General features: G+C 71.6%; 3 protein-coding genes. 1 reads left to right on the top strand and 2 read right to left on the bottom strand.

All coding sequences use genetic code 11. The annotated features are described in order from the left end of the window. Positions 1–144: 144 nt before the first annotated feature. Entirely contained in the window at positions 145–1,263 is a 1,119-nt protein-coding gene (locus tag IJH84_RS06450; protein ID WP_200068335.1) for a S1 family peptidase, read from the bottom strand. A gap of 175 nt (positions 1,264–1,438) precedes the next feature. Continuing rightward, positions 1,439–2,461, bottom strand: a complete 1,023-nt coding sequence (locus IJH84_RS06445) for a hypothetical protein (protein WP_295141467.1) — start codon at positions 2,459–2,461, stop codon at positions 1,439–1,441. Positions 2,462–2,615: 154 nt separating this feature from the next. On the opposite strand from IJH84_RS06445, the gene IJH84_RS06440 reads away from it, so the two are divergent. Beyond that, the coding region (locus IJH84_RS06440) for a pyridoxal-phosphate dependent enzyme (protein ID WP_295141466.1) at positions 2,616–2,960 on the top strand (345 nt) is incomplete at its 3' end.

The raw sequence follows: 2,960 nt of genomic DNA, 5'->3' as shown, positions 1-2,960 counted from the left end.
GTCACCGAGGCCGAAGACCCGCGCGCCGCCGCCGAGTCCCTCCGCGCCGGGCTCCCCGGCTGAGCCGCCCGCTGCTCTTCCGGAGTGAACGGACCGTTCGCCTGCGGCGGTCGGTCGAACGATCCGTTCGGCCGGAGAGCGGGATCAGCCGGTGAGCAGCGTGAGACCGTACGCGCCGAGGATCTCGTTGACCGGCTGGAAGTAGGTCGTGCCGCCGAGGCTGCAGTTGCCGGAACCGCCCGAGGTCACCCCCTGCGCCTGATCCCCGGCCAGGAACGAACCGCCGGAGTCGCCCGGCTCGGCGCACACGTCGGTGCGGGTCAGCCCGGACACGACGCCCTGCGGGTAGCGCACCGACTGGTTCTTGGCCTGCACCGTGCCGCAGTGCCAGCCGGAGGTGGAACCGGACCGGCAGACCGACGCGCCCTCGGCGGCCTCGGCGGACCCGGCGACGCCGACGCTGCCGCCCGCGTAGTCGTTCACCAGCGGCTGCGGCGTCTCGCCGGGACCGGTCTGGACGAACGAGTAGTCGTTGTCCGGGTACGACGACCCGACGAAGGTGCCGGACGGCTGGGTGGTCGCCTCGCCCTGCTTGCCGCAGTGCCCGGCGCTGACGAAGCCGCCCTGCACCGGGAAGCCGACCGAGCAGCGGGTGCTGCCGTTGTAGTACGCGTTGCCGCCGATCACGTCGGCCAGCGGGCGCGGCGCTTCGCGCGACTCGACGACCCGCACGGCCTGCTGGTCCACCCCGGTGGAGCGCACGAACTCCGCCGCCTTCGCGGCCGAGCCGATCGCGGTGGTCAGCACCACCGAGTTGCTGGCGGAGTCGACGTACCACCCGGTCACGCCCTGCGGCGGCGCGTTCCTGTTCAGTCCGTCGGCGACTGCGCCGAGCCGGTCGGCGCCGAACCGCACGAGCTTCGCCTCGGCACCGGCCGCGCGCACCTCGTCGAGCAGGTTCGCATCGGTGACGCCGACGACCAGCTTGCCCAGACCCGCGTCGTAGTGCGAACCGCCGAACGCCGTCCCGAGCAGGTCGCGCACCGTCCGGTCGGCCCGGTTCGCGGTGCTTTCGCTGCGCAGCCGGTCCAGCGCTTGCCCGGCGGTGAGACCGAGGTCGCGCTGCATGGCCTCCAGCTGGGTGGCCGCCTTGGCGAGCGGCGCGGGCTGCGGCGCGGCGGAGGCGGGCACGGTCAGCGCGGCGGCGGTGGCCGCCGCCAGCAGGACCGCGCCGGCCATTCTGGCCGCGAGTCTGCGTCTCATGGGGCTCCCTATCTGAAGATCCGGCGGTTCGGCTCGAAGATCCCGACGGGAGCAGTATTGGTGCGACCAGGCGCACCGCGCATCCACCTTTCGACGCATCCCACAAGAAGAATTCCCGGCGCCGAGCCCGCGATGGGCCCGGCACCGGGAATTCTCACGAAAAGCGTTCGACTCGTTACTGCGGGTTGGATTCCTGCTGCGGCACCTCGATTCGCCCGGTTTCGGACGGCTGCGGCAGTTGACCGGTGGTCCGGGGAGCCGTCGACCGCCCGGTTTCGCGAGTGGGGCTCTGCTGCGTGGTGCTGCCGCCGGTCGTTTCCGGAGCCGTCGGCGCGGTGCTTTCCGAGCTGGGTTCGCTTTCCGAGGTGGGCTCCGGCGCGCTCGAAGTGCTGGGCTCGCTGGTCCCGGTCTCCGCCGGAGCGGGCTCCTGCGGTTCGGGCGGTGGACCGGGCCGCACGACCCGGCCGATGCTGGTTCCCTGATCCCCGGAAAGCGTCTTGCCGGTGATCCCTTCCCAGCCGGTGATCACGACCATGGCCAGCACGAACGCGAGCCCGCTGGTCACCGCCAGCACGCCCCAGCGCAGGCCGCGGCGGGGCGCGGGCGGGCTGACGACTTCGGTCTCGCCGGAGGGCGCGGGCTCGTGGCGCGTGGACTCGGCGGGATCAGCGCCGACACCTTCGCTGCGCGCGGTCGCGCCGTCGGCGACCGCCTGCGCATCGATCCGCCGGGTCGCGTTCGGGTCGTCGACGACCTCCTCACCACCGGGCCAGTGCATGGCGCTGCCGTACCAGCGGATCTTGCGGGTGGCGGCCTCGTCCGCGGGGCTGCTCGCGGACGATTCGCGCTGCGCAGGCGGCCGCGGCGGCTGCAGCTTTGTCAGCCCTTGGGCACCGATGCTGGTGGCGCGCTTGAGCGCGGCGCGGGCGGCGGCCGCGTTCGCCTTGTCCTTGGTGTTCTCCAGCTTCGTCTTGGTCTTCTCCAGCGACCGCTGGTAGAGCGCCCCGCCGACGGTGATGATCACGCTGGTCATCCCGGCGCCGAAGACGGTGCCCGCCACGCCGAGCTGCGAGCCGAGCAAGGCGGCGGTCACCGAGGCGAGCGCGCCTCCCGCGACCTGCGCCCCGGAGAGTTCGATCTTCTTGGACGTCCGGTCATCGGATTCGTCCCGCTTGCCCTTGTCGTTCTCCTCGGCCATGTGGCTCCCACGCACTCACACAGGTTTCCTGGACTCCCAACGTCTGATCTCGCCGACGTTCTCCTAATCGTTGCTCTTTCGTGACAACTCCCACTTCCGGTAACGAAGCCGGTGCAATCCGGCTCCGCCGAAACCGATCAAGGATGATTTCGGCATGGAATTGGTGAGCCTCGCGGACGTCCGGTCCGCACAACGGTTGATCGGCACCGCGACCGGACCATCGGCGGCGGTGCGCACGCCGTTGCTGCCGCTGCTTTCGGATGCCCGGCAGCTACTTTCCGATGCCGGTAGGCAGCTCTGGGTGAAACCGGAGAATCTGCAACCCACCGGCGCATTCAAGATCCGCGGCGCGTTGCACGCGGTGGCCGCGCTGCCACCGGACATCCGCGCGCGCGGCGTCGTCACCTACTCCAGCGGCAACCACGCCCGAGCCATCGCGCACGCCGCCCGGACCTTCGGCGTGCCCGCCACGCCGAGCTGCGAGCCGAGCAAGGCGGCG

The sequence above is a fragment of the Saccharopolyspora sp. genome (assembly GCF_017434145.1).
In the GTDB taxonomy this organism is placed as follows: Bacteria; Actinomycetota; Actinomycetes; order Mycobacteriales; family Pseudonocardiaceae; genus Saccharopolyspora_C; species Saccharopolyspora_C galaxeae.
This window is presented reverse-complemented; position numbering and strand designations above follow the sequence as displayed.

Bases quoted from the DNA above. Each gene is read 5' to 3' on its own strand.
- IJH84_RS06445 (WP_295141467.1), bottom strand. From the start codon at position 2,461: ATGGCCGAGGAGAACGACAAGGGCAAGCGGGACGAATCCGATGACCGG.
- IJH84_RS06450 (WP_200068335.1), bottom strand. From the start codon at position 1,263: ATGAGACGCAGACTCGCGGCCAGAATGGCCGGCGCGGTCCTGCTGGCG.